Source organism: Mycobacteroides salmoniphilum, assembly GCF_004924335.1.
In the GTDB taxonomy this organism is placed as follows: domain Bacteria; phylum Actinomycetota; class Actinomycetes; order Mycobacteriales; family Mycobacteriaceae; genus Mycobacterium; species Mycobacterium salmoniphilum.
Window position 1 is genome coordinate 1,629,351 of record NZ_CP024633.1, and the last position, 23,044, is coordinate 1,652,394.

Below are 23,044 nucleotides of genomic sequence, written 5' to 3' on the forward strand. Positions count from 1 at the left end.
GCTTAGTCGCCGGTGTCCCAGTAGTTGGGGCAGGAGACGTCGACGTAGACGGTCGTGTTGGCCTTGACCTGCGTGCCTGAGCGGTCGGGATTGTTGATGCCGTTGACGGTGCAGAACTCCAGCGGGGTCAGGGTGTTGCCGTTGACCCAGTTGATCTGGACCTCGTACCCCTGACTTTCCAGTTCCGAGATGGTTTCGCTGGCAGAGCCGGATCCGGCGATCGGCCAGTTAGGGTCTGCGACGGCCATCGGCGCAAGTGACAGCGCCATCACTGCCGATGCGAACACTGCTGCGAACCTCATGGGAGACCTCCACCACCATGTTAGCTCGCGCGGCTGAGGCAAGATGGCTCCCAACACCGATACAAGGAGAGACCGATGCCGTTCTCGTCCGAGCACGACGACTTCCGCAGTACCGTCCGCCGGTACATCGAGGAGAAGATCAACCCCCACGTCGATGAGTGGGAACGCGAGCAGATGATGCCGCTGCACGACGTGATCGCCGATATGGCCACACTCGGATTGGTCGGCCTCGAATACGACCCCGAGTACGGCGGGCAGGGTGCCGATCACCTCTTCACGCTGGTGCTCGCCGAGGAACTGGGCCGGGTGGATCACGGCTCGTTCCCGATGGCCTTCGGCGTTCACGTCGCGATGGCGACCCCGTCGCTGCACAAGCACGGCACCGATGAGCTCAAGCGCGAGTTCCTGGCTCCGGCGTTGCAGGGCGAGCAGATCGCCGCGATCGCGGTGACGGAGCCGGACGCCGGATCCGATGTGGCCGCCATCAAGACCCATGCCCGCCGTGATGGCGACGACTGGGTGATCAACGGCTCAAAGATGTTCATCACCAACTCCGTTCAGGCCGACTGGTTGTGCGTGCTGGCCCGCACCTCCGATGAGGGCGGATACGCGGGGATGAGCCAGATCATCGTGCCGACCAAGACTCCCGGATACGAGGTTCGCAAGCTCGACAAGCTTGGCATGCACGCCTCCGACACGGGCCTGATCACGTTCGACGACGTGCGGGTGCCGGTGTCCAACACCATCGGCGAGGTCGGCCGCGGGTTCCAGCAGCAGATGTCCCAGTTCGTCATGGAGCGCATGTTCGGCGCCTACGGCATCCCCGCCAGTGTGAACAGGGCCTTGCAGCGCACCAAGGAATACGCGTTGGCGCGACAGGTGTTTGGCAAGCCGCTGACCAAGAATCAGCATCTGGCCTACCAGTACGCGGGCTTTGCCGCGCGGGCCGACATGTTGGAGGTTTACAACCGCGATATCGCCGGCCGGTATATGGCGGGGGAGAATGTGACCCGCAAGGTGACCATCGCCAAGCTCACCGCCGGACCGTTGGTTCGCGAGGCTGGCGACTGGTGCCTGCAGGTGCACGGCGGCATGGGGTACATGACCGAGACGTGGACGTCGCGATTCTTCCGGGATCAGCGTCTGCTCAGCATCGGCGGCGGCGCCGACGAGGTGATGATGCGGGTGCTATCCCAGATCGACGGATTCTCCTGAGTGATGGACCGAGTAGGGAGTCGGGCGGGAAGACACTTCGAAGTGCCCACCTCTGAGCGACAGCAAGTCACCGACCGTGTGTGACGGTTGCATCTCTAGAGGCCACGATTCCGTCAAGGCTACGAGACCCAACCATCGGCTATCTGTATGTGGCTTCCGTGCTGGGATATCTCAGACCAGCTGGCGCAGTCGCCAAAAGGTAGTTGCAACTCCGCTTCGTTGGTGATTGTTGTGTACCAATCTGCTTGGCCGTCGTACCCCGCGATGCGTATCGCTGCGAGGTACATACCGTTGATTGAGAAACGAACCACCGCGAGGTTTTCGCGAAGTCGTTGGTCCTGTGGTTTTAGGGCATCCCATCGCGAAACGACTGCGAAGGCTCGCAAACGTATCGCCAGATCGGTCCATCTCATCACTTCGTTGATCGAACCCCAGTTATCCGTTGCTGTTGTCTCCCAGTAACTTCCCCTTCGTACCGCGATGTAGTTGTATCGGCCCTTGCTTTTTGAGAATCGAATAACTGACCCATCTGCGGGCTCTGGTGGTATCGGTCGCGTTGCCTTGGGTACCAGCGGAAGTGGCGTCATCAACGATTGCAGGGGTGATGTGTTGTATTGACGCGGGTCCATCAGTTCTGGCGTAAGCGCTGGGATTGTGATCGGAGGGCCATCGAGGACATCCGTCGATGCTTCGTTGGCCTTTACAGCTGCGATGCGTAATTCAGCTGCGACAGCAGAGCCCGTGATGTCTGCCCAACATGCGGTAACAAGACCGCGAGCTTCGAGATGCCGGATCATCGGTATATACCGCTGGCTCATCTGCGGTGTCAGTTGCCCTACGCGTTGGTTGTCTATGCGGACTTCGACATGCGGCTTTGCTCGCCCACCGGGCGCGTTCTCGCAGAGGGTGGCGAACAGTACTCCGTATCCGCCAAGAGGAACGCATTTTGATAGGACATCGAAGTGCTCGTCCTCTTTTGTCACCTGGACGATCGACGATTGCGGAAGCATTGTGTAGGCGACTTTGGGTGGTTCGTTCACTGGGATTGCCTCGTTTGGTGCGCCAAGGCAAACGCGAACTGAACACCTCACCTCAACTCCGTCCCATCCATCCCACTCGCTTATCCAGATGCGGCCAGATGTCGTTGGTACAAAGCCTGATCCGATGATACGTAGAAGTATCGCTATCCATTTCGAGGTCTCGTCCTCGTCGAGGTAACCGACGGTCCGGCCGCCGGCTCTGACGGATACTCGAAACGTGCGACTTCCTTGGTCGAGCTCAGGTATCAGTTGGATTTCGAGTCGGAGCTCCTGTTGATCGTCCGGAATGTCAGCGGGGAACAGACTCCGGATCGCGGGGATGAACTGATCTTCGGTCTCGACTTCGCAGTCCGCCCATGACCGAGCGGCATTCCAGAGGTGATATGGAGCTGACATGCTTGCTTGATTCCCCCTACGTAGGCATATTGCAACCGCTCGTGATCTTGTCACTTTGGTGACCTGTTGTGTGTGAAATTGCAACGCCGCTTTGGAATCCCAATTTGGGCAACGCTTAGCTCAGTCCCAGTTCAGGCATCTGATATCAAGTTGTCGCTTACAGCCGGGCACTAGAGACATGTCCCGAAAATCGGGCCAAGCCTCAGGCCCGCGCCAGCTCCTGTTCCACCGATGCCACATCGGTCACGTTCACCCCGATGAGCGTGAGATCGTGCAGCCGCTCCGGGGTGACTTGCGAGGTGGCGTCCTCGACGATCACCGCGCGGTAGTCCCGCTCGGAAGCGTCGAACAGGGTGGCACGCGGGCAGTTCGGCAGATTGCAGCCCGCCACCACCACCGTGGTGATGCCCCGCGCACGCAGATGTTGCTCCAAGTCGGTCCGGTGAAAGGCGCTCCAGCGCGGCTTGAACAGGATGTGTTCCGCTGGCCCGACCTGCTGAAACCCACCCGCCAACAGCAGCTCTGAATCCAGCCGCTCGCCGTGCGGCAGCAGCTCGGCGGGGATCTGTGACCCGTCACTACCCGGCGCGGCGACCTCGCGGCCGGCGAGAATCTCTGCGCGACGGGGCAAATCGGTGTCGGTGCCGCCCGGTACATAGAGCCGCACCACGTGCACGATGGGCCGACCGGCCCTACGGAACGCCGCCACCAGCCGGCCGAGCTGGGGTATCCGATCGGCGGTCCCCGGCACCGTCATGGCGCCGGAGACGAACTCCGTCTGCACATCGATGACCACCAGGGCCGAGTTGTCCCATTCGGGGGCGATGAAGCTTGTCACGCCACCACAGTAGGGGCCCAATCCGGCGAACGCCCGAGGTGACGCAGGATGCGGTCGATGTCGCGCTCACCGTCGACCTCGTCGAGCGCCCGCGCGAACGGCGAGCCCTCGGCCGCTCGGAAGTCGCCGTCGGGTACCCCCAAGGCGATCGGAACCGCCGCGGTGATCACGTCGTCGGGGAGAGCGAACGGAGCGCCGATGCTGCGCGCCGCATCCCACCCGTGCGCCACGTAGTCGATGAAGTGGAAGCCGATGGCCGTCGCGCCGGGAAACGAAGCCTCGGCGCCGAACTCGGGCAGCGCGAACATCGCCTCCAGCACCCCGTCGGCGGCAAACGCATCCAGCACATCGTCCACGGCGGCGCGATAGGCGCCCGCGGGATCGGCCATCACCGCGTCGGCGACAGTATGGGGATTCCAGACAGTCAGGTCGCCGCCGGCACCACGAGCGGCGGCCGCGAATCCGCGATGTTGGACGGTCATGTGGGTCAGCAGGTCGGCCAGCGTCCACCCGGCGCACGGGGTCGGGCGTCGCAGGTCATCCACAGTGATGGCCGAGACAACATCGGCGGATGCCAATACCGCCGTTCTGTGCGCGGCACGAAGATCAAGTGGCGTGTTCATGTACACATCATATGCTCATACATATGATGTGCCAAGGTGTATATCCGGGAGTGGCTACACCTGCACGGTGACGGGCTGCACACCCCAGATCTCGTCGCAGTACTCGGCGATGGCGCGGTCCGAGGAGAACTTGCCGCCGCGCGCGGTGTTCAGGATCGACATCCGTGTCCACGCCGTCACGTCGTGCCAGGCCTGCGACACCCGCTCCTGGCACTCGATGTACGACGAGTAGTCGGCTAGCACCAGGAATGGGTCGTGACCGCGCAGCGAGTCCACGATCGGCGCGAACACCGACGGATCTCCATCCGAGAAGTGGCCGCTGGCAATCAGATCCAGCACGGTGCGGAGTTCTTCGTCGAGCCCGACGAAGTCCTCGGGCCGGTATCCCTCGTGCACCAGGCGCTGTACCTCATCGACCGTGAGCCCGAACAGGAAGAAGTTCTCGGCCCCGGCCTCCTCGAGCATCTCGACGTTGGCGCCGTCCAGCGTGCCGATGGTGAGCGCCCCGTTGAGCATGAACTTCATGTTGCCGGTGCCCGACGCCTCCTTGCCCGCCGTCGAAATCTGTTCGGACAGATCGGCGGCCGGGTAGATCAGGTGCGCGCTCTTGACATTGAAGTTCGGCAGGAACGCCACCTTGAGGAACTGGCTGACGTGGGGGTCGTTGTTGACGGTCTCGCCGACCGCATTGATGAGCTTGATGATTCGCTTGGCCATGAAGTATCCGGGGGCGGCCTTACCGCCGAAAATGAAGGCGCGTGGCGCGATCCGCAGATCCGGATTCTGCTTGAGCCGGTGGTACAGCGCGACGATGTGCAGCACGTTGAGGTGCTGGCGCTTGTACTCGTGGATTCGCTTGACCTGAATGTCGAACATCCAGGTGGGGTCCAGATCCACCCCGGTGCTCGCCAGCACATATTCGGCGAGCCGGGCCTTATTGAGGCGCTTGACCTCTCGCCACTGCATCCGGAAGGACGAGTCCTCGGCGTAGGGCTCCAGCTCGCGCAGCCGGGTCAGATCCGCCACCCAGCCCTCGCCGATGGCGTCGTCGAGCAGCTCCCGCAGGCCCGGATTGGCCAGCGCCAGGAACCGGCGCGGCGTCACCCCATTGGTCTTATTGCTGAACCGCTCGGGCCACAGCTCGTAGAAGTCCTTGAGCACGCTCTCCTTGAGAAGCTCCGAATGTAGCGCGGCCACACCGTTGATGGCGTGGCTGCCGACGGTGGCCAGGTGCGCCATCCGCACGCTCTTGCCGCCCTCTTCGCCGATGAGCGACATGCGCCGCACCCGCGCGTCGTCACCGGGGAAGCGGGACCGAACCTCGTCCAGGAACCGGCGGTTGATCTCGTAGATGATCTCCAGGTGCCGCGGCAGCGATTCGGCGAACAGTCCCAGCGGCCACGTCTCGAGTGCCTCGGGCAGCAGGGTGTGGTTGGTGTACCCGAAGGCCGCCACGGTGATCTCCCAGGCTTCGTCCCAGCCCAGGGCGCGTTCGTCGAGCAGCAGCCGCATCAACTCGGCGACACCGATGGACGGGTGAGTGTCATTGAGCTGCAAGGCGAATTGCTCGGCCAGCTCGTTGACCGGGCGCTCGGCCACGTCCTCCAAGATATGTAGCACGCGCTGCAGTGAGCAGGAGACGAAGAAGTGCTGCTGCAGCAGCCGCAGCCGCTTACCGGCTTCGGGCTCGTCATTGGGGTAGAGCACCTTGGTGACGGTCTCGGAGGACACCTCGTCCTCGACGGCCTTGTAGTAATCGCCGGCGTTGAAGGCGTCCAGTTCAAAGGACTGCACGGCGCGGGCGCTCCACAGCGTCAGGGTGTTGCAGGTATTGACGCCGTAGCCCTGGATGGGGGTGTCGTACGGAATGCCCTTGAGGAAGCGCTGCGGGATCCAGCGCGCCCGGAAGTTCCCGTTCTCGTCCAGATATTGCTCGGTGTGGCCACCCCATCCGACGAGGAAGTTGAGGTCGGGCTTGGCGATTTCCCAGGGGTTTCCGTTATCGAGCCAGTTGTCGGTCTTCTCGACCTGCCAGCCGTCGCGAATCTCCTGGTCGAAGATCCCGTATTCGTACCGGATGCCGTAGCCGATCGCGGGACGATCCAGGGTGGCCAGCGAGTCCATGTAGCACGCCGCCAGGCGGCCCAGGCCACCGTTGCCCAGCCCCGGCTCCTCCTCGCACTCCAGCACCTCGTCGAGGTCCTGCCCCAGCGCGGACAACGCGTCGCGGGCCTGCGCCTCGATCTGCAGGTTGAGCAGGTTGTTGCCCAGCTGCGGCCCCATCAGGAACTCCGCCGACAGGTACACCGCCACCTTGCGGCTCAGGTCCAGGTAGGTCTGCATGCTGGCAATCCAGCGCTGCTGCATGCGATCTCGGACCGCGAGCGCCAGGGCCCGGTAGTAGTGCGCGGGGGTCAACACGCTCGCCGGACGCCCGATCGAGTACCGCAGATGGTCGATGATGGCCCGTTGCAGCGTGTCGGCATTCAATCCGGTGCGGGAGTGTTCGTCGTGATCGAGCTCGGCGAAGTGCGTCATGTCCACACCGTGCCATCGAATGGCGCACGGGAAAACCGGAAATAGGCGACCGGCAGGTTACTAGGGAGTGACCACCACCCGCACCCCGGACGGCTCCTTTGTCGCCCAGACGGTTTCGATATCGGCCAACGGCCGGGCGAGTGTCTGCAACTGCAGGTCTCCGCTGTCGACCATGGCGAACAGCTTCGGCAGGGCCTCGGTGCGTGCCTGCAGCAGGGCTTCAGGCGGCACACTGCCGATCCCGACACCGGACAGGGTGATGCCGGTGCTGCGCAGGGTGGAGGCGTTGACGCTGACCGTCTCGCCGGTCATCGCGCCGATCTGGACGAAACGGGTGGCGTGGAAGTGCGCCGACGGGTGGCTGGCGGCCAGCGCGTTCAGGGTCTGTTCGGCGGGGGAGCCCCACAGGTAGTCCAGCACGGCGTCGAACGGGCGCACCGCGTGCTGTGCGGTGATGCTGTCGGTGAGGTCATCGCTGCCCAGCGTGATGACATCGTCGGCGCCCACGGTGCGCAGCCAGGCCAGCCGCTCGGTGTTGCGGCCGGCGACCGTCACATGTGCGGCGCCGAACACAGATTTGGCCAGCTGGACCGCCAGCGAGCCGGTCACTCCGGTGGCTCCCAGCACCAGCACATGCTGGCCGGGCCGCACCGAGGCGCCGTAGGACAGGGCCAACCAGGCCGATATTCCGGGATTGGGTATCGCGGCGGCGGTCACCGAATCGACATGCTCGGGCACCTCGACGGCCCCGGCGGGGTACACGATGGTGCGCTCGGCCATCAGGCCGTGCGGCGCGATAGACCCGGTGTACACCCGCTTGCCGCTGGCCAGCCGGGCGACACCGTCGACACCGGCGATCGCCGGAAGGGTGATTTCCTTGCTGCTGTAGTGCTTTCCGGAGATGACGGCCCGGGTCAGGTTGGTCAGGGCCGATGCCTCCACGATGGCGATCTCGGCGCCCTCGGGCGCCTGGGGGTCGGGGAAGTCGGTGTAGGCGGGCTGTTGTCCCCACGCGTGCACGACTGCTGCCTTCATGGCGTGCTCCTCAAGTTTCTGTGGAAATGGTTTCCATAGAAACCATGTAGACAATGTACGGCGCGACTCGCCGGATGGCAATATGGTTTCCATGAAAACCAAGTCGGCGTTGATCGGCAGCATCAACAGCCTGGTGGGCGCGGTGGGGGACAAGTTCGACCCGGACGAGGACGCGGATGCCGAGCGCGATTTCCTGGCCGAGCGGCTCCCGCGCCGGATGGAACACCTCATCAGGACACTGCCGACGCTGTCGCTACATCTGTTGGCGGCGATCGCCGACGGGCCGGTCAGCGTGGTGGGTCTGGCCGCGCGCTCGGGCCAGCTCAAGGGCACGGTGTCCAAGCATGTGCAGCGGCTGGTGGACGCGGGCTGGGTTGAGCGTGTGCCGATTCCCGGTAACCGTAAGGAGATTGAGCTCATCCTGACCGTCGACGGCGGCATCGTCGTCGATGTGCACAGCACCCTGCATGAGGAGATGGAGCATGGTGTGCGCGACTTCTTGCAGCGTTACAGCAATGCCGACCTGCAGGTTGTCGAGAAGGTGCTGCAGGACCTACTGGCCTCCGGTAGGGACGGGGTGCGGATCGTGGCGAAGAGCGGCTAGGCCGGGATCCAGTTGCCGTGAAACTGAAACGGTATCCGCGCTGGAAGGTGAATGGTGGCAAGCTTTTCCATCGACTGAGCATCGATGATCAACATATTGCTCAGCTGGGTGCTGCGATCGTATTCATATCCGATGAGCACCCCGTCGCCCTCCTCGGCGTCCTCGGAACGCGGCACGGGGGAGAACTCGCCCGGTATGTGTCCGGCCTCCAGTTTGTGTTCGGTGGTGCCGCCGTCGGTGAGGTCGTAGCGGAGTAGCGAGGCGCGTGCGTCATCGAGGCTTTCCAGGGTGTCGATGTCGGTGTCGCCGACACTGGTGGTGAAGCCGTATCGATGCGGCAGGCTGACCCGGCGCGGGTCGACCATGGGGAATTCCTGGAGGCGTTCGTCCGTCCATGATTCCTTGACTACTCCCGATTCCAGGTCGACTTCCCACCGGTGCAGCCGTGGCCGCCCCGCCCCCAACACGTCGGCGATGTTGTACGCCGAGTCATCGTCGGGGCCGGTGATACGGCAGGCATCGATGACGATGGTGCCGTTTTCCTCGTGGGCGTTGAGGGTGTGGAACACGTAGCACGGTTCGATCTCGAACCAGCGCACCGTGGCGGGACCCTGGCGGGGAATCACCCCAATTCGGCTGGGGTGTGAGCTCTTCCACCGCAGCGGCACTTCGGCAGTCTTGGGCAGGGGTGCCCGGGCCACCAGCGGGCCGAACAATGCGGGCGGCTCGAATCGGCCGAGCAGTCCCGCCGCCATCCGGGTGATGAACGGCGGTGTCGCCGAGGGCGCGACCTTGCGCGTCAGCAGGTTGAGGTCGATCACCAGCGGGCAGTCGAAGATCATCACGTAGTTCTCGCTCAGGGCGATGTCGTGCAGTAATGGCCTGCCCGGCACGTCGAGTGGCACGCTCTTGCGCACCGTGCCGTGGGGATCGATGACCACATAGCGGGCCACCGCCGGGCCGACGAGTTGGTAGGTGACAGCGTGCAACTCGCCGGTCACCGGATCCAGCTTGGGATGTCCGGTGTATCCGCCTTCCAGTGTTCGGCCGAAATCGCAGGTTCCGATGGTTTCCAGCTCATCGTTCAGCTCATAGGGTGCGACACCGCCCTCGGCGCTGACGATCGTCTTGCCGGCGAAGCCATACACATTCGTCTGCGGAGACACGGTCGTGACACCGGCGCGATAGTTGGCCGGCTTCGGCTTCTCACCCAGTAGTCTGGACACCTTCGGTGTGCGCACCCACCGGCTGCGATACCACTCGGCGCGGCCATCGCGCAGCCGCACTCCGTGCACCATGCCGTCGCCGGTCAGACCGAATACCGAGTAGTTGTCGGGGTCGTATTGCCCGGGAAGCGGATTGGGGCCGGTGCGAACGTAACGGCCATTCAGGAACTTCGGTATCTCACCGGTCACGCGCAGGGCGGTGGCCGTTGTCTCCCGATCGACGGGGAGCACATGCTCGTCCGCAAGCAGATCTATATCCATGTCGACATCCTTTGGCTGCATCATCAGAGCTAGAACGTAGAGTCAAGCTCGACGGTAGACCGCATGAATGGGTATGGCAAGAGCCAAATTCGGTGGCACCGCCACAGGGGTGTGAGTTAGGTGGGCTCCGGATAGGCGGCGCTGATGCCGGCGACGATATATGCCGCGCACGTGCGTACCGAGACCTCGGGGTCGATGTGGTGAGCGATGGCGGTCAAGACTCCCGACCTGATGGCCTGTGCGCTCATGGTCGCCAGCAGCAAGCGCCGGTGCGTCTCGGCCTCGTCGTGCACCGGCTCCCAGAGGTCGAGGATGCTCATGATCCGGGACACGGCATCGGTGAGCACCTGCTGATCAAATCCTGGGACATGCGGCGCGGTGGAGTCGGCCAGCAGCCGCATGCCCAGCGGGCGGGCGGCGGCATGGATGAAGAACGGCTTCAGGGCATCACTCAGCGAAGCCGCCGGGTCATTCAGGTCGACGTTCTCCGGCATCGACACGTCGTCGAAGATCGCGCGCATCAGGGTTGCCTCGCGCCCGACGAGTCGGATGAGTAATCCGTCCTTGGAGCCGAAGTGCGCGTAGAGCGTCTGTTTGGTCACCTGGCCGGAAGCCACTATCTGGTCCATAGTGACTGCCCCGCAACCCTGTTCGGCCACCACAGGTAACACTAAATCGAGTAGCTCGTCATCGGTGGGCCGATAGCCGGGGCTGCGTGACGTCACTGCAGTACCGTAACCGCTTGGGGTGGCGGTTAGTCGAGCACTTTGATGGATAGCGTGGGCTTCGGGGTGTCCCCGTGCTCCAGCCGGTCCCATACCGCGTCGATCAGGGGTTGCAGCAGCAGGGCGCCCATCTGCCGAACCATCACGGACACAACCTGGGTGGACTCGGCGCGATCAGTGGGGGCCATGCCCTCCTCGCGGAGTGTGGCGACCTCGTCGCGCGTCAGCTGAATCAACGCATTCAACATGCTGAGCTGTTCTCCGGAGGGCTCGAGGACCGCCCGGCGCACGTAGTTCACGATCGGGGGATTCGCCTTGAGCATCGCGATAACGGCGGCATCGCGGGCCGCGGCGAGCTTGCGCGGGTCCTTCTCCTCGTAGACGGAGCGCAACGCGTCGATGTGGTAGTCGACGACCAGCTGATCAACCGCCTCGCGCAGACCGGCCTTGGTCTTGAAATGGTGTTGCACCAACCCGAGTGTCACCCCGGCCTCGGATGCCACTGCGCGCAACGAAATTCGCTCCTCGCCGTATTGGGCATACAAATCCAGTGCGGTATTGCGAATGCGCGCCTTCGCGGTGAGGTCCTCGTCGGTCGCGCGCGGGTTTGCCATGAGCCTCATCGTACCGCACCCCTTTACAAACGAATCTGAAACGATACACTTGTATCGTTTCGACGAGGAGGTCAAGGAAGATGTCCGCACTATTCCCGTCCTATCGCGCGTCCTGGGAGACCGATGCGCACCGCGACCTGCGCAAGCATGCTGCCGAGTTTCTGCGCAAGGAGTCCACGCCCAACCAGGAACGCTGGAGCGCGCAGCACCAGGTGGACCGCGAATTCTGGAACAAGCTGGGCGACGCCGGTCTGCTCGGCCTGGACCTGCCCGAGGAATACGGCGGCGCCGGAGGCGATTTCGGATTCTCCGCGGTGGTCGCCGAGGAGCTGGCCCTAGCCCAGGACACCGCGACGGGCTGGGGTGTGCACTCGCCGATCGTCGCGCACTACATCAACACCTATGGCAACGCCGAGCAGAAGGCTCGCTGGATGCCGGGCATCATCAGTGGTGATCTGGTGCTGGCCATCGCCATGACCGAGCCCGGCACCGGATCCGACCTGCAAGGGGTGCGCACCAGCGCGGTCCGGGATGGTGATCACTACGTGATCAACGGCTCGAAGACGTTCATCTCCAACGGCACACACTGTGACCTGCTGGTGATCGTGGCCAAGACCGATCCGTCTCAGGGTGCCAAGGGGATATCGCTCATCGTCGCCGAGACCAAGGACCTGCCCGGATTCGAGCGAGGCCGGGTGCTGGAAAAGGTGGGGCAACACGGGCAGGACACCCGTGAGCTGTTCTTCAGCGATATGCGGGTGCCGGTGGCCAACCGGCTCGGTGAGGAAGATGGCCAGGGGTTCATCCAGCTCATGACGCAGCTGGCACGCGAGCGCCTCATCATCGCCTCGGGGAACGCCGGCATGGCCGAGGCTGCGGTGCTGGAGTCGATCAAGTACACCAAGGAGCGTGAGGCATTCGGCCAGCCGCTCATCAAGTTTCAGAACACCAGGTTCCAGCTGGCCGAGCTGAAGGCCGAGGTGCTGTCGATCAAGACGACCGTCGACTGGTGCATCCAGAACTACATCGACGGCGCCAATGACCCCGCGACGGCCTCCATCGCGAAGCTGGTGGCCACCGATAAGGGGGTTGCGGTGGTCGATCGGTGTGTCCAGTTCTTCGGCGGATACGGATACATGATGGAGTATCCGATCGCCCGGGCGTACGCCGCGGCACGCGTCAACAAGATCTACGGCGGCACAAGCGAAATCATGAAAGAACTCATCTCTCGGTCTCTGTGACCAGATGCGACAAGGAGCGGCAATGAAGCAGCAGAACAGGGCGTTCGTCGTCGGCGTCGGCATGACGAAGTTCGAGAAGCCGGGGAGTCGCGAGGGCTGGGATTACCCGGCGATGGTCAAGGAGAGCGGAACCAAGGCGCTCGACGACGCCGGGGTCCGGTACGAACAGATTGAGCAGGCCTTCATCGGAAACGTCTATGGGGATTCGTGTTCCGGGCATCGCGCGCTCTACGAGCTGGGCCACACCGGCATCCCGATCTACAACGTCAACAGCAACTGCTCGACGGGCTCGACCGCACTGTTCCTGGCGGCCAACGCTATTCGCAGCGGTCAGTCCGACGTCGTCATGGCCGCCGGGTTCGAAAAGATGGAGCGCGGCTCGCTGAGTATGAAGTTCACCGACCGCGAGTCGCCGTTGATGCCGCAGCTCAACCGGCTCGGTGAACTGACGCCGCCGCAAATGCCCATGACCGCATGGATGTTCGCCGCCGCGGCCGAGGAGTACATGCGCGAGTACGGCCTGACCGCCGAGCAGCTGGCGTGGATCGGCTACAAGAACCACAAGCACTCGGTGAACAACCCGTACAGCCAATTCCAGGACGAATACTCGTTGGAAGAGATCCTGTCGTCACGGAGCATCGTGGCGCCGCTGACCAAGCTGCAGTGCTCACCGACCTCCGATGGGTCGGCGGCGGCCATCGTGGCCAGTGAAGAGTTCGTCGACAAGCACGGACTCGCCGATCAGGCCGTCGAGATCGTCGGGCAGGCCACCGTCACCGACCGGGCCGACACGTTCGACGGGACCGCGGCGGGCATCGTCGGCGCGCACATGAACAAGGCGGCGATCGCCGCCGTGTACGAGCAGGCGCAGATCGGCCCCGAGGACATCGACGTGGTGGAGCTGCATGACTGCTTCTCGGCCAACGAGATCCTGGTGTACGAGGCGCTCGGCTTCTGCGAGCAGGGCGAGGCAGGCAAGCTGATCGACAACCAGGACACCACCTTTGGTGGCAAATGGGTGGTCAACCCGTCGGGCGGCCTGATCTCCAAGGGACACCCGCTGGGCGCCACCGGGCTGGCCCAGTGTGCCGAACTGAACTGGCAGCTGCGCGGGCAGGCCGACAAGCGTCAGGTCGCGAGCGCGGCCACCAAGGACAGCGTGGCCTTGCAGCACAACATCGGGCTCGGCGGTTCGGTGGTCGTCACGGCGTACCGCCCGGCTCAGCGCTAGGCGGCGCGCACCAGCCCGGACCGGGCGAACCGGCCGGCGGGGGAGAACCGCTCCAGGATGGCGTCGGCGGGTTCCCCCGCCCACTCGGTGATGAGCTCCTTGGCCGTCTCGATCGAGGTGACCCTCTCGAAGGGCTTCGGATCGTCGAGCAGGCTGAACAGTTTGGATGCGAATCCCTCGTGGACGTGACCCGCCGCGAAGAATAGGTCGCCGTAGTCGTGCAGCTCGTCATCACCGAGGTAGAGCCTCGTGACCAGCTGCGCGGCGCGTGCCCGCCGGTCGTAAAACTCCTCGAAAGCGGCAGAGAGCCAGGCGGTGTCGAAGGGTCCGTCATGCGCGGCGGCCTTGTGGACCAGTGCTGCGGCCTGGACCAGGCCGCCCTGCGCGCCCTGCCCGGCGATCGGGTCATAGGCCACCGCACTGTCACCGAGTGCCGCCACGGGATGTCCGCCGGCGGTGTGCCCCACGCCGTGCCGCACCAGCTGGGTGACCGCACCGGTGATCCACGAATGCGGGTCATCCTCGATGACGTTGAGCGACAACACTTCCGGCAGATCCCAGTCGATGTACTCGCGATGCACATCGGTGACGGCTTCCAACGCGGAGGCGGCGCTGTCGACGGCGGCGTACCGCCGTTCCCAGTCGCTACCGGGTTTGGCCCAGGTCAGGAACGACCAGGACGGTCCGGCGTCCTTGTGCAGGTACGGACCCCACCACGCCTCGCCCTGATCGGTAATGAAGGAGAACGCGCTGTGGCGCCCGCCGGCCGGTCCCCGGTGGGCGAAGACATCGGGCCCGTGCCCCAGGCCCGCGACCGTCAGCATCAGCAGCCGCCGTTGTGGGTGGTCGTACACCGTGCGGGAGGCATCCACCGGGAACAGCGAGGACAGCCCGCCGCGCCCGGTCGCCACCAAGGTCAGGTCGTGGCCGGCAGCGATCGAGTCAAGCTTTTCTGGATCCACCTGTTCCACGACGAAACGCCCACCGCGTTCCTGGAACTGGGTGAGGCGATCATCGGCCTTGAGCCGGGTGTCGACGGCGACCCCTCGGGTGCCGCGGTCGAAGTCGGCGTCGAAGGCGATGACCTCGGGGCGGCCGGGCTCGTTGCCGTCGACCAGGCGCACGCTGAGCCCTGTGGAGGTGGGGCCCGGCTCCAGGTAGTTGGTCAGCTCCAGGCTCGCCTCGGCACGCTGCGCTTCCCCGAAGATCAGCGCGGTGCCGGTCGCGGGCACATCTTCCCGCAAACTTCTCTGATCGCGGTCGCTATAGATTGTGACGTCAAAACCTTTGTCCAGCAGTCCCAGTGCGGCCGTGGCGCCGGTCTGTCCCGCGCCGATGATCGCCGCCCTGCGCCCGTGTGGTGTCGTCATGCCCGCCACTATCGGCCGTGCGACCTTGTGCGCGAAAGGCACCTGCTCATGGTGATTGCAAGGGCCATAATCGGGTGTGCAAAATCGGCAGCAGCTAGAGCCAGGGTTTCAGTACCTTCTGGTTACCGATGCGCTTCGCGGTGCCGGGCAGTTGAGGCAGCTCAAGGTGGGCATCGGGCTCTTGTGCTTCTCGATTGTGATTCTGGCGGGAGCCACCCAGTTCAACCCGCTGGGACCGCAGGGGCTGTGGCCTCGCACGATCCAGGCCATCGCGGCCGCGATAGCGGTGATCGTCGGCATGTGCTGGATCTTGTTTCCCTGGCCGAGCCGGCGCGGCATGGTGGCGTTCGTGGCGTGGGCAGACGTGACTCTGGCGATAGCGGCCGCCACGTTTTCCGACCCGACGGCCAGGATCTGCGCGGTCGCATACCTGGGCCTGGTGGGCCTTCTTCCCACCTTTTTCCTGGGTAGACGCGCCTTGGTGATCCACTGTGGGTTCGCCGTGGCGTTGTTCGGCGCGCTGGTGGCGATGAACGTCATGGTCGACGGAGCGACGTGGTCCGCGCAGTTCACCTACGGAGCACCTACGCTCGCCGCGGTGGTGCTGATGCCAGCCATCATCCAGCTGGTTCTGGAAGGAGGTCGGGACTCGATCCTGGCAGCGGCGGTCTCGGCAAACAGAGATCCGCTGACGGGCCTGTTGAACCGTCGCGGCGTGACGACGGCGATTGACCTGCTGCACCGGGGTCGCATCGACGCCGTCGACGTCGTGGTGGTCTTGATGGATGTGAACGGGCTCAAAGAACTCAACGACACCCGCGGTCACGGTGCGGGCGATGCGATGTTGAAAGCGGTGGCCGCCATGCTCACCGCGAGTACACGGGTCGGCGAGATCGCCGCGCGCATCGGTGGCGACGAGTTCTTGGTGGTGGCATTTCCCGGCCGTGCCGAGAACATCGACACCACCATTCGCCGTGTCAGCACTCCGCGCGCGGGGATTGACACGTGGAGCGTCAGCGTCGGCGCCGCCTGGCAGTCTCAAACCGGCGGCAAAGTCGACTTGGATTCGCTTGTCCAACAGGCGGATTACGAGTTGTACAAGGTCAAAAGCTCTCGCGGGATGCTTGATCCCCAACACTGAGTGCGGCTACAGCACCACGACGGAGCGCAGTACCTGTCCGTGGTGCATCTTGTCGAAGGCTTCTTCGATGTTGTCGATGCCGATGCGTTCGGTGACGAAGCGATCCAGTGGCAGGCGGCCTTGTTGGTAGAGGCTGACCAGAGTGGGGAAGTCGCGTTCGGGCAGGCAGTCGCCGTACCAGGAAGACTTCAACGATCCGCCGCGGGAGAAGAAGTCGATCAGCGGCATCTCAAGTTTCATGTCGGGGGTGGGGACTCCGACGAGCACCACGGTGCCGGCCAGATCGCGGGCGTAGAAGGCCTGCTTCCAGGTTTCCGGGCGCCCGACCGCATCGATGACGACATCGGCACCGAACTCGTCGGTGAGGTCCTGCACCGCGGTGATCACATCGTCGACCTCGCGGGCGTTGATGGTGTGCGTGGCACCGAAGTCCTTGGCCCAGGCCAGTTTTTTGTCGTCGGTGTCGATGGCGATGATGGTGCGGGCCCCGGCGAGTTTGGCGCCGGCGATGGCGGCGTCGCCGACTCCGCCGCAACCGATCACGGCCACGGTGTCATCGCGACCCACGTTGCCGGTGTTCACGGCCGCTCCTAGGCCGGCCATCACCCCGCACCCCAACAGGCCGACCACGGCCGGATCGGCCGAGGGGTCGACCTTGGTGCACTGCCCGGCGTGTACCAGTGTTTTTTCGATGAACGCGCCGATCCCCAGGGCCGGAGTCAGCTCGGTGCCATCGGTGAGCGTCATCTTCTGCGTCGCGTTGAAAGTGTCGAAGCAGTACTGCGGACGCCCACGCTTGCAGGCCCGGCACACCCCGCACACCGCGCGCCAGTTCAGGATCACGAAATCGCCCGGCGCCACGGTGGTCACGCCGTCGCCGACGGTCTCCACGATTCCGGCGGCCTCATGGCCGAGCAGGAACGGGAATTCGTCGTTGATCCCGCCCTCGCGGTAGGTCAGATCGGTGTGGCACACCCCGCACGCCTGCACCTTCACCACAACCTCACCCGGGCCCGGATCGGGAACCACAATGTCCACCAATTCCACGGGAGCCTTCACCGACCGAGCGATCACACCGCGCACCGTTTGAGCCATGCGCCAGACACTATCGTCATCCCTGTGAGTGCCCTCGATCTCGTCGCCGATTGGCCGGTGCCCGCCGTTTCCGCCGCGGTGGTGGGGCCGGAGGGGATCAGAGCCCGCATTGGCCCGGTGACGCACCAATTCGCCCTCGCGTCGGTGACCAAGCCTCTCGTCGCCCGGGCCGCACAGGTGGCGCTCGAAGAGGGGGCCGTCGATCTCGCCACCCCGGCTGGGCCTCCCGGCTCGACCGTCGAGCACTTGCTCGCACATGCTTCGGGGCTGTCGCTGCTCTCTGACGCCATCATCGCCAAGCCGGGCACGCGTCGCGTCTATTCGAACTACGGATTCGCGGTGCTGGCGCATGCCGTGGCCGCCGGGGCCACCATCGAGTTCGGTACGTATCTGCGCGAGGCCGTGTTGGAGCCGCTGGGTATGGGGGACACGGTGTTACCTGGCGGGGCAGACACCGCCGGGTATGGGGGAGCCTCCACGGTCGTGGACCTCGCGGCCTTCGCCGGTGACCTGTTGCGGCCGCGTCTTGTCACGGCCGAGACACATCATCGTGCGACGAACGTCGTGTTTCCGGGGCTGGACGGAGTGCTGCCCGGGTATGGCGTGCAACGCCCCAACGACTGGGGGCTGGGTTTCGAGATCAAGGGCACCAAGCTCCCGCACTGGACCGGCAGCGAGAACTCACCGGCCACCTATGGCCACTTCGGGCAGGCGGGCACCTTCCTCTGGGTGGACCCGAGCGTCGACCTGGCGCTCGTCGTGCTCACGGACAGATCCTTCGACGGCTGGGCCAATCAGGTGTGGCCGCAGCTGTCCGATGCCGTGCTGGCCGAGTTCGGATAAGGGCTCCCCACAAACTCTCAGGAAGCCGTTACCTCAAATTGGCCCCTAGGACTGGCGCAACACGCGCATCAGAAGGCACAATGGTGTCACAAGGCACATAGGTGTAATTCAGTAACACGCTCTAGAAGCTTCGCGAGCCGTTGGGGAAGACGTCCTCGTCGAAGACAAAGGAGCACTACGAATGCACGCGTCGCCTCAGTTCGCCGACTCGACAACCGGCGTGGTGTATGTCCATGCCTCACCGGCCGCAGTGTGCCCGCACGTCGAGTGGGCCTTGTCGTCGACTCTGTCGGCGATCACGTCCGGTCGCACCGCTGACGCGGTGAAGCTGCGCTGGCAGGCGCAACCCGCCATGCCGGGGCAGCTGCGCGCCGTCACCAACTGGGTGGGCCCGGTGGGTACCGGTGCGCGCCTGGCCAACGCCCTGCGCTCGTGGCCGGTGCTTCGTTTCGAAGTCACCGAGGATGCCAGTGACGGCGTGGACGGCCAGCGCTTCAGCCACGTTCCGCAGCTCGGCATGTGGAGCGGCAGCACGAGTGCCAACGGCGACATCATGGTCAGCGAGATGCGGTTGCGCGGTCTGATGGATGCCGATCCCGGCAGCATCACCGCCGAACTCGACACCATGCTGGGCAGCGCGTGGGATGACGCCCTGGAGCCGTACCGCAGCGGCGGCGACGGCGCCGAGGTCACCTGGCTCCGCGGAGTCGGATAGAGCCTCAGCTCTTGTTGGCGACCAGCCGGCTCACCAGGAAACCGATGTAGGCAAGGCCGCCAAGGCTACCCACGATGCGGGTACGCCGGAACGCCAGTGCGAGTCCGAGCAACAGCTCGGTGACGCCGTTCTGGTAGACCCAGCGGCGGGTGTCCTCCGGGAAGGCGACCTTGGAGATGGACTCGAACGGCTGGGGCGCGACGAAATGCGCAACGCCGGTGGCGGCCAGGCCCGCGCCGCCCGCCCGGAATCCGATACCGGTAAGGCGAACACCGAGGCGAACCAGAGTCTGGATGAGCGCCGACAGCCGCTGGAACAGGCTTGGGCCGACCTTGGTCGTGACGAGCGTCGCGGTCGGCTGACCGTCGACAAGCAACTTGAGTGCCTTCTTACGCCGCAGTGCCATTCCCCAGACTCCCTTGTCGATTATGTGAATGAAACGTCACTCTAACAGTAGGGAGGTGGCTAGGCATCGGCTTGTCGAGCGGTGACGTCGATGCCGAACGTCTCCACCAGGAAACTCACGATCGCGGGTGTCACCCGGCGCGGCCAGAACCGCAAGGTGGCCAACGTTCCGGCCGAAACTACTTGCGCACCAACGATATCGATGGCGAGGTTGTGTGCGTCGGCCGCCGGATGTAGCGGGTCCGCGGTGAGCGCGAGAATCATCGTCGGCGCAATCACGGCCCGGCGCACCGCGCGTGGCGGTGCCATCCGGCCCACCAGCATGCCCTTCATGAATGCCGCGGAACGTGACGGGGGAGCCGTCAGGAATTCGCGCAGCAAGCCGAGGGTGGGTTGTTCAGTTTCGGGGAAGGATCGGGCCACCGCGCCGACCAGCCACACCAGCGGCCGCCCAAGGGTGAAGAGGGTGAGCCCGGCAGACCACAGGTAACCGGCGGCGCCGATACCCCGCTCCAGGAATGGCCCCTCCAGCAGCAGGCCGGCCACCCGCTCGGGTGCCCATGCCGCCGCCTCCACCGAGATGTTCGCGCCGATGGAGGTGCCGCCGAGCACCGCGCGTTCGATGCCGAGGGCATCCAGCGCGCCAATGAGCTGGCGCCCCAGCGCCTGCGAGTTGTAGCGGTCGGGCTCCAGCGGGTGCTCGTCGGCGGTAGTGCCGAGTAGATCCAGGCAGATCACCCGAAAGCCGCGCTCGGCCAACTCCTTGGCCCAGGCGTGCTCCAAATAATGCGAGGTGAGGAAGGCGTGTGACAGCACCACAACACGGTCCCCGGAACCGAACTGGCGATAAGCCAGCCGGTGTCCGTCGACGGTGAGTGTGGTGCCGACCGTCACAGCGGGATGTTCTTGTGCCGGCCGCGCCGCGACGGCGCTTCGGCGAGTGCGCGGGTGAGGACGGCGCGGGTTTGTGAGGGTTCGATTTCTTCGTCGACGACGCCGATTTCGATGGCGCGGTCCACGCCGCCGGCGATGCGTTCGTGTTCGAGGGCGAGTTCTTCGTGGAGGGCTTCGCGTTCGTCTGCGGGGGCGGCGGCGAGTTGTTTTTTGTGCAGGATGCCGACGGCGGCTTTGGCGCCCATGACGGCGACTTCGGCGTCGGGCCAGGCGAAGACTTTGGTGGCCCCTAGTGAGCGTGAGTTCATGGCGATGTAGGCCCCGCCATAGATTTTGCGGGTCACCAGGGTGACGCGGGGCACGGTGGCTTCACCGAAGGCGTGCAGCAGTTTGGCGCCGCGGCGCACGACTCCGCCCCATTCCTGGCCGACGCCGGGTAGGTAGCCGGGTACGTCCACGAGCACGATCAGTGGGATGCCGAAGGCGTTGCATAGGCGTACGAAACGTGCTGCTTTTTCGGCGCTTTCGGAGTTCAGGCAGCCGCCCAGGCGCAGTGGGTTGTTGGCCAGGACTCCGACGCTGCGTCCGGCCAGGCGGCCCAGGCCGATGACCATGGAGGGGGCCCATTTGCCTTGGAACTCTTCGAACGGGTCATCGGCGTCGAGCAGGGCGTTGACGATGGGGTGTACGTCGTAGGCGCGTTTGGCTGATGCGGGCAGCAGTGCGCGTAGGTCGGTGTGATCGGATTCGGCGCGGCCGCGATCGAAAACGCCTTGCTGGCAAAAGAAGCCGATCAGTTTGCGCCCGCGGGCGTAGGAGTCCAGTTCGTCGTCGGCCACGATGTGGCAGACCCCGGATTTTTTGTGGTGGGCTTCGGGGCCGCCCAGGGTGGCCATGTCGACGTCTTCGCCGGTCACCGAGCGCACCACGTCCGGGCCGGTGACGAACACGCGGCTTTGGGGGGCCATGATGATGACGTCGGTCAGGGCGGGGCCGTAGGCGGCACCGCCAGCGGCGAATCCGACCACGATCGAGATCTGCGGGATGTAACCGGAGGCCCGGATCATGGCCTCAAAGACCAGCCCGACCGCGTGCAGGGCCGAGACCCCTTCGGCCAGGCGGGCACCGCCGGAGTGCCAGATCCCCACGATGGGGCTTTGCTCCTCGATGGCGGTGTCGTAGGCGTTCACGATGTGCCGGCAGCCCTCGATACCCATGGCTCCGCCCATGACGGTGCCATCGGTGCAAAAGGCGATGGTCCTGACTCCGTTGACCGTGCCAGCGGCGGCCAGCACACCCGAGCGATCACGCTCATGCAGCAACTCCACCGTGCCGTCATCGAAGAACATGTTCAGACGCAGCAACGGATCACGCGGATCGAGCGATTCGTCGATGGCCTCGGGAGCCAGGATCGTCATCTTGAGCCTCTCTGGTGCTTAATACTTGCCAAAGGCAAGCGCAACGTTGTGCCCGCCGAATCCGAACGAGTTATTGATTGCGTATTTAAAATCCCCGTGTCGTGGCTCGCCCGCAACGACATCCAGGTCGATTTCGGGATCAAGGTTGTCAAGATTGAGCGTCGGCGGGATAACGCCGTCGCGCAGCGCGAGCACGGTGAGCACCGATTCCAGGGCGCCGACGGCGCCAATCGAGTGACCCAGTGCCGACTTGGGCGCGTAGACCGCGGCGTGCTGCACACCGGCGACATGGATGGCGTTGGCCTCGGCGATATCGCCGATCGGGGTGGCCGTGCCGTGCGCGTTGATGTGGTCAATGTCCTTGGGGGACAAGCCTGCTGTCTGAATCGCACGGGTCATCGCCGCACCGGCGCGCACACCGTCGGGGCCCGGGGCCACCATGTGGTACGCGTCGGAGGTGATGCCTGCGCCCATCACGCGGGCCAGGATCTGCGCGCCGCGAGCCTTGGCGTGCTCCTCGGTCTCGATGACCATGAGCGCACCGGCTTCGCCGAACACGAATCCGTCGCGGTCCTTGTCGAACGGGCGAGAAGCCTTCTCCGGCTCGTCATTTCGTGTCGACATGGCACGCATCATGGAGAACGCGGCAATCGGCAGGGCCTCGATCATGCCCTCCACGCCACCGCAGACGACCATGTCGGCATCGCCCATCACGATCTGGCGCCATGCGTGTGCGATGGCTTCCGAGCCGGAGGAACACGCCGACACCGGCGTGATGACGCCCGCGCGGGCGCCGATCTCCAGGCCCACCACTGCGGCGGCACCGTTGGGCATACACATCTGTACGGCGAGCGGCGAAACCTTGCGAATGCCATGTTCATTCATGGTGTCGTAGGTTTCGACGATGCGCTCGCCACCGCCGAGCCCGGTACCGATGACGACCGCGAGGCGGTCCTTGTCGATGTCATCGGGCGTGCCGGCGTTCTGCCACACCTGACGGCCTACGAGCAGCGCCATGCGCTGCACGTAGGCCATCCGGCGAAGCTCCAGCCGGGTCATGTGGGTATCGATGGGCTCCTTGAGGTGCCCACCGATCCACACGGGCAGACCGAACTTCTCGACGAATTCGTCCTCGAGAACCTCGATACCGCTTTCCCCGGCGATGAGTCCCTTCCACGTGCCCTCGATGTCAGGCGCGATAGAGGTCGTTGCGGCGAGAGCCGTCACAACGACATTGGGGAAGCCACCGTTTGCAGTGGAAGGGGTTGTCACTG

22 protein-coding genes are annotated in these 23,044 nt (G+C 64.6%); 7 read left to right on the forward strand and 15 right to left on the reverse strand.

Annotation, left to right across the window (positions count from 1 at the left end; translation table 11 throughout):
* Window positions 1-2: 2 nt before the first annotated feature.
* On the reverse strand, window positions 3-302 hold the full coding sequence (locus DSM43276_RS08095; protein ID WP_078290884.1) for a hypothetical protein: 300 nt from the start codon (window positions 300-302) through the stop codon (window positions 3-5).
* A 75-nt stretch (window positions 303-377) separates the two neighbouring features.
* Here DSM43276_RS08095 and DSM43276_RS08100 point away from each other — a divergent pair, with 75 nt between their 5' ends.
* Window positions 378-1,517: an acyl-CoA dehydrogenase family protein gene (locus tag DSM43276_RS08100; RefSeq protein ID WP_078329059.1), complete on the forward strand. Its 1,140-nt coding sequence runs from the start codon at window positions 378-380 to the stop codon at window positions 1,515-1,517.
* A 119-nt stretch (window positions 1,518-1,636) separates the two neighbouring features.
* On the opposite strand, the gene DSM43276_RS08105 is transcribed toward DSM43276_RS08100, so the two are convergent.
* The 5 genes from DSM43276_RS08105 to DSM43276_RS08125 all read right to left on the reverse strand — a co-directional run bounded on the left by DSM43276_RS08105 (window position 1,637) and on the right by DSM43276_RS08125 (window position 7,987).
* Window positions 1,637-2,557 (reverse strand): hypothetical protein, encoded by a 921-nt coding sequence (locus tag DSM43276_RS08105; RefSeq protein WP_136629007.1) that lies wholly within the window; start codon window positions 2,555-2,557, stop codon window positions 1,637-1,639.
* 598 nt (window positions 2,558-3,155) lie between these two features.
* Complete coding sequence (locus tag DSM43276_RS08110) at window positions 3,156-3,791, reverse strand: cysteine hydrolase family protein (RefSeq protein WP_078329060.1); 636 nt, start codon at window positions 3,789-3,791, stop codon at window positions 3,156-3,158.
* Entirely contained in the window at window positions 3,788-4,414 is a 627-nt protein-coding gene (locus tag DSM43276_RS08115; RefSeq protein WP_078329061.1) for a TIGR03086 family metal-binding protein, read from the reverse strand. Before DSM43276_RS08115 ends, DSM43276_RS08110 begins: the two co-directional genes overlap by 4 nt.
* A gap of 54 nt (window positions 4,415-4,468) precedes the next feature.
* Window positions 4,469-6,952, reverse strand: a complete 2,484-nt coding sequence (locus tag DSM43276_RS08120; protein WP_078329062.1) for a glycogen/starch/alpha-glucan phosphorylase — start codon at window positions 6,950-6,952, stop codon at window positions 4,469-4,471.
* 60 nt (window positions 6,953-7,012) lie between these two features.
* Window positions 7,013-7,987 (reverse strand): quinone oxidoreductase family protein, encoded by a 975-nt coding sequence (locus tag DSM43276_RS08125; protein ID WP_078329063.1) that lies wholly within the window; start codon window positions 7,985-7,987, stop codon window positions 7,013-7,015.
* A gap of 91 nt (window positions 7,988-8,078) precedes the next feature.
* Here DSM43276_RS08125 and DSM43276_RS08130 point away from each other — a divergent pair, with 91 nt between their 5' ends.
* Window positions 8,079-8,591: a MarR family winged helix-turn-helix transcriptional regulator gene (locus DSM43276_RS08130; RefSeq protein WP_078329072.1), complete on the forward strand. Its 513-nt coding sequence runs from the start codon at window positions 8,079-8,081 to the stop codon at window positions 8,589-8,591.
* Here the strand turns inward: DSM43276_RS08130 and DSM43276_RS08135 are convergent.
* The 3 genes from DSM43276_RS08135 to DSM43276_RS08145 form a co-directional block, all read right to left on the reverse strand.
* The gene (locus tag DSM43276_RS08135; RefSeq protein ID WP_157896025.1) at window positions 8,588-10,078 is read right to left on the reverse strand and encodes a carotenoid oxygenase family protein; all 1,491 of its coding nucleotides are present in this window, start codon (window positions 10,076-10,078) and stop codon (window positions 8,588-8,590) included. The genes DSM43276_RS08130 and DSM43276_RS08135 overlap by 4 nt on opposite strands.
* Before the next feature lie 116 nt (window positions 10,079-10,194).
* The gene (locus DSM43276_RS08140; protein ID WP_157896026.1) at window positions 10,195-10,803 is read right to left on the reverse strand and encodes a TetR/AcrR family transcriptional regulator; all 609 of its coding nucleotides are present in this window, start codon (window positions 10,801-10,803) and stop codon (window positions 10,195-10,197) included.
* Between the two features lie 29 nt (window positions 10,804-10,832).
* Window positions 10,833-11,417, reverse strand: a complete 585-nt coding sequence (locus DSM43276_RS08145; protein ID WP_078329073.1) for a TetR/AcrR family transcriptional regulator — start codon at window positions 11,415-11,417, stop codon at window positions 10,833-10,835.
* Window positions 11,418-11,497: 80 nt separating this feature from the next.
* On the opposite strand from DSM43276_RS08145, the gene DSM43276_RS08150 reads away from it, so the two are divergent.
* On the forward strand, window positions 11,498-12,658 hold the full coding sequence (locus tag DSM43276_RS08150; protein ID WP_078329066.1) for an acyl-CoA dehydrogenase family protein: 1,161 nt from the start codon (window positions 11,498-11,500) through the stop codon (window positions 12,656-12,658).
* A 22-nt stretch (window positions 12,659-12,680) separates the two neighbouring features.
* Entirely contained in the window at window positions 12,681-13,889 is a 1,209-nt protein-coding gene (locus tag DSM43276_RS08155) for a lipid-transfer protein (protein WP_078329067.1), read from the forward strand.
* Here the strand turns inward: DSM43276_RS08155 and DSM43276_RS08160 are convergent.
* Complete coding sequence (locus DSM43276_RS08160) at window positions 13,886-15,259, reverse strand: styrene monooxygenase/indole monooxygenase family protein (RefSeq protein ID WP_078329074.1); 1,374 nt, start codon at window positions 15,257-15,259, stop codon at window positions 13,886-13,888. The genes DSM43276_RS08155 and DSM43276_RS08160 overlap by 4 nt on opposite strands.
* A 76-nt stretch (window positions 15,260-15,335) precedes the next feature.
* Here DSM43276_RS08160 and DSM43276_RS08165 point away from each other — a divergent pair, with 76 nt between their 5' ends.
* On the forward strand, window positions 15,336-16,400 hold the full coding sequence (locus DSM43276_RS08165; RefSeq protein WP_078329068.1) for a GGDEF domain-containing protein: 1,065 nt from the start codon (window positions 15,336-15,338) through the stop codon (window positions 16,398-16,400).
* A gap of 6 nt (window positions 16,401-16,406) precedes the next feature.
* Here DSM43276_RS08165 and DSM43276_RS08170 read toward each other — a convergent pair whose 3' ends face one another.
* Window positions 16,407-17,495 carry an S-(hydroxymethyl)mycothiol dehydrogenase gene (locus tag DSM43276_RS08170; protein ID WP_078329069.1) on the reverse strand — a complete coding sequence of 363 codons (1,089 nt, stop codon included), beginning with the start codon at window positions 17,493-17,495 and terminating at the stop codon, window positions 16,407-16,409.
* Between the two features lie 24 nt (window positions 17,496-17,519).
* On the opposite strand from DSM43276_RS08170, the gene DSM43276_RS08175 reads away from it, so the two are divergent.
* Window positions 17,520-18,338 (forward strand): serine hydrolase domain-containing protein, encoded by an 819-nt coding sequence (locus DSM43276_RS08175; RefSeq protein ID WP_078329070.1) that lies wholly within the window; start codon window positions 17,520-17,522, stop codon window positions 18,336-18,338.
* Window positions 18,339-18,519: 181 nt separating this feature from the next.
* Window positions 18,520-19,053, forward strand: coding sequence for a DUF3145 domain-containing protein (locus DSM43276_RS08180; protein ID WP_078313780.1), 534 nt, complete (start codon window positions 18,520-18,522; stop codon window positions 19,051-19,053).
* Window positions 19,054-19,057: 4 nt separating this feature from the next.
* Here DSM43276_RS08180 and DSM43276_RS08185 read toward each other — a convergent pair whose 3' ends face one another.
* Genes DSM43276_RS08185 through kasA form a run of 4 tightly spaced genes read right to left on the reverse strand, consistent with a single transcriptional unit; the run spans window position 19,058 to window position 23,042 of the window.
* Window positions 19,058-19,459 carry a DoxX family protein gene (locus tag DSM43276_RS08185; RefSeq protein ID WP_078327536.1) on the reverse strand — a complete coding sequence of 134 codons (402 nt, stop codon included), beginning with the start codon at window positions 19,457-19,459 and terminating at the stop codon, window positions 19,058-19,060.
* Window positions 19,460-19,518: 59 nt separating this feature from the next.
* Window positions 19,519-20,352, reverse strand: a complete 834-nt coding sequence (locus DSM43276_RS08190; protein ID WP_109556015.1) for an alpha/beta fold hydrolase — start codon at window positions 20,350-20,352, stop codon at window positions 19,519-19,521.
* Complete coding sequence (locus DSM43276_RS08195) at window positions 20,349-21,770, reverse strand: acyl-CoA carboxylase subunit beta (RefSeq protein ID WP_136629008.1); 1,422 nt, start codon at window positions 21,768-21,770, stop codon at window positions 20,349-20,351. The genes DSM43276_RS08190 and DSM43276_RS08195 overlap by 4 nt, the downstream gene beginning before the upstream one ends.
* 18 nt (window positions 21,771-21,788) lie before the next feature.
* On the reverse strand, window positions 21,789-23,042 hold the full coding sequence (gene kasA / locus DSM43276_RS08200) for a 3-oxoacyl-ACP synthase KasA (protein ID WP_078291330.1): 1,254 nt from the start codon (window positions 23,040-23,042) through the stop codon (window positions 21,789-21,791).
* Between the last annotated feature and the right edge of the window lie 2 nt (window positions 23,043-23,044).

Excerpts from the sequence above, each read along its gene's own strand:
- DSM43276_RS08160 (WP_078329074.1), bottom strand. The coding sequence starts at position 15,259 with ATGACGACACCACACGGGCGCAGGGCGGCGATCATCGGCGCGGGACAG.
- DSM43276_RS08135 (WP_157896025.1), bottom strand. The coding sequence starts at position 10,078 with ATGGATATAGATCTGCTTGCGGACGAGCATGTGCTCCCCGTCGATCGG.
- DSM43276_RS08195 (WP_136629008.1), bottom strand. The coding sequence starts at position 21,770 with ATGACGATCCTGGCTCCCGAGGCCATCGACGAATCGCTCGATCCGCGT.
- DSM43276_RS08155 (WP_078329067.1), top strand. The coding sequence starts at position 12,681 with ATGAAGCAGCAGAACAGGGCGTTCGTCGTCGGCGTCGGCATGACGAAG.
- DSM43276_RS08170 (WP_078329069.1), bottom strand. The coding sequence starts at position 17,495 with ATGGCTCAAACGGTGCGCGGTGTGATCGCTCGGTCGGTGAAGGCTCCC.
- DSM43276_RS08150 (WP_078329066.1), top strand. The coding sequence starts at position 11,498 with ATGTCCGCACTATTCCCGTCCTATCGCGCGTCCTGGGAGACCGATGCG.
- DSM43276_RS08130 (WP_078329072.1), top strand. The coding sequence starts at position 8,079 with ATGAAAACCAAGTCGGCGTTGATCGGCAGCATCAACAGCCTGGTGGGC.
- DSM43276_RS08145 (WP_078329073.1), bottom strand. The coding sequence starts at position 11,417 with ATGGCAAACCCGCGCGCGACCGACGAGGACCTCACCGCGAAGGCGCGC.
- DSM43276_RS08115 (WP_078329061.1), bottom strand. The coding sequence starts at position 4,414 with ATGAACACGCCACTTGATCTTCGTGCCGCGCACAGAACGGCGGTATTG.
- DSM43276_RS08185 (WP_078327536.1), bottom strand. The coding sequence starts at position 19,459 with ATGGCACTGCGGCGTAAGAAGGCACTCAAGTTGCTTGTCGACGGTCAG.
- DSM43276_RS08095 (WP_078290884.1), bottom strand. The coding sequence starts at position 302 with ATGAGGTTCGCAGCAGTGTTCGCATCGGCAGTGATGGCGCTGTCACTT.
- DSM43276_RS08120 (WP_078329062.1), bottom strand. The coding sequence starts at position 6,952 with ATGACGCACTTCGCCGAGCTCGATCACGACGAACACTCCCGCACCGGA.
- DSM43276_RS08125 (WP_078329063.1), bottom strand. The coding sequence starts at position 7,987 with ATGAAGGCAGCAGTCGTGCACGCGTGGGGACAACAGCCCGCCTACACC.
- DSM43276_RS08100 (WP_078329059.1), top strand. The coding sequence starts at position 378 with ATGCCGTTCTCGTCCGAGCACGACGACTTCCGCAGTACCGTCCGCCGG.
- DSM43276_RS08180 (WP_078313780.1), top strand. The coding sequence starts at position 18,520 with ATGCACGCGTCGCCTCAGTTCGCCGACTCGACAACCGGCGTGGTGTAT.